The sequence below is a fragment of the Paracoccus sp. S4493 genome, assembly GCF_000967735.1.
GTDB lineage: Bacteria > Pseudomonadota > Alphaproteobacteria > Rhodobacterales > Rhodobacteraceae > Paracoccus > Paracoccus marcusii.
Window position 1 is genome coordinate 1 of the sequence record NZ_JXYF01000129.1, and the last position, 1,648, is coordinate 1,648.

Below are 1,648 nucleotides of genomic sequence, written 5' to 3' on the forward strand. Positions count from 1 at the left end.
TGAACAGACGCTCCATGCACCGCGCTTTTTCGGCCTTCTTCTGTACCTTGTGTGCCTTGAAGCCGTTCCCCTGCGGATCGCAGCCGGTCAGTTCCAGATGCAGCGTGTCCAGATAGTCGGCGCTGACGCGGCTGAAAAAGTTCTCGGCGGTGGGCGTCCAGACCTTGCGGATACCGGCCCCCGCATCGGCCTCGATCAGTCCGAAAAATTCCGCGCTACCCGCACCATAGGGCAGGGTCCGCGCCACCCCCTCGACCAGCGCCGCGTTGCGGGCCTTCTTGCCAGCGGCCACGAACGTGCGGAAGGCGGTTGCCAGATCGTCCACACGCAGTTCCGGGCGGCTCCATGCCTCATGTCCCGCAGGGGCATGGGTCAGGCGTTCGGAAAACTCTAGGCCATCCGGCTTGCTCGGGCAGTTGTTGGGGCGTCCCGGCGACAGGTCGAACACATGGGTGCTGACACCCGATGCCAGCGACATGCCGAAGGCCAGCAGGTCAAAGATCATTTCCGGCTTGTCCAGAAGCGCGGTCTGGATCGCGGCCAGCCGCACGGCCTTCATGTCCTCGACCAGCGCACCGGAATAGGGCGACTTGGGCGCGTCCTCGACGCTGGCCGCGCCGTGGCGCGTTGCGGCATGGCCGGTCAGAACCTGCGTCTCGATTGCCTCGGCGCGGTCATAGGGGCTGACAAGGGGGTTGGTTACGCAAAGCCGTCCATCGCTTCCTACATACACGAACACCCCGGCCACGGCGCGCTGCGCATCGGTGTAATCTCCGTCAAGGATTGCCACCAGTTCCGCCAGGTCGGCCTGCCCTGCCTCGTCCAGAACGTCGCCATTCGCCAGTTCGGCCAACTCGTCGTAACGCTCGGTCTGTTCCTCGGTCAGTTCGCCCTCGACGCGGTAAACGCGGTCCATCTTCTCGGTGGTGTCGTAGGGGATATAGCTGTCGGTCCAAACCTCTGCCCATTTCCAGACCGCCCCGGCCTTCGCCGCTTCCTCTTTCAGTTTCTCGATGAACAGGCGGTCCAGCAGGTCGGCATCGTGCAGCGCGGTCGTGTCGCTGAACAGGTCGCGGATCAACCGCCCGCCTGCGGCCTCGTAGGCGTCCAGCCCGACGAACAGGGCGCGGCGGTCGGTGCCGCTGATGGCGTCGGGCTGCAAGGCGCGCTTGATCTGGTGTTCCGACAGGTCGCGGCCCTTCACCTGGGCCAGAACCTGCAAGGTCAGGGCCTCGTCCTGGGACACGGTGAAGGCTTTTGCCATGCCAAGGCTGATCTGACCTGCCTTCAAGGCGTCCAGAACGGGGGCGGGAAGTGCTGCCAGCGCAAGGCGGCGGTAAACATGCGCCTCGGTCTTGCCGAAGCTGCGGGCGATGGTGGACACGTCTGCGCCTGCATCCTTCATCCGGCCATAGGCCCGGATTTCATCGGCGGGGGCCAGGTCCTCGCGGGCGGCGTTCTCGGCGCTGGCCCATGCCCGCGCGGTGGCCTCGTCGGGGGCGATGCGGACGGGAACGGATGCCAGTTCCGGGTGGCGCTTGGTCACGGTCGGATCACGCTCGACGGCGCGGGCAATGGCGCGCAGCCTGCGGCCCCCGGCGACGATGCCGACGCGGCCATCCGCATCGACGGTGCCGGACAGGTTCTG

The 1,648-nt window shown here is 66.2% G+C and carries 1 protein-coding gene; it reads right to left on the reverse strand.

What is annotated here, in order from left to right; all coding sequences use genetic code 11:
• The coding region (locus tag TW83_RS21175; RefSeq protein WP_045983510.1) for a hypothetical protein at positions 1-1,648 on the reverse strand (1,648 nt) is incomplete at both ends.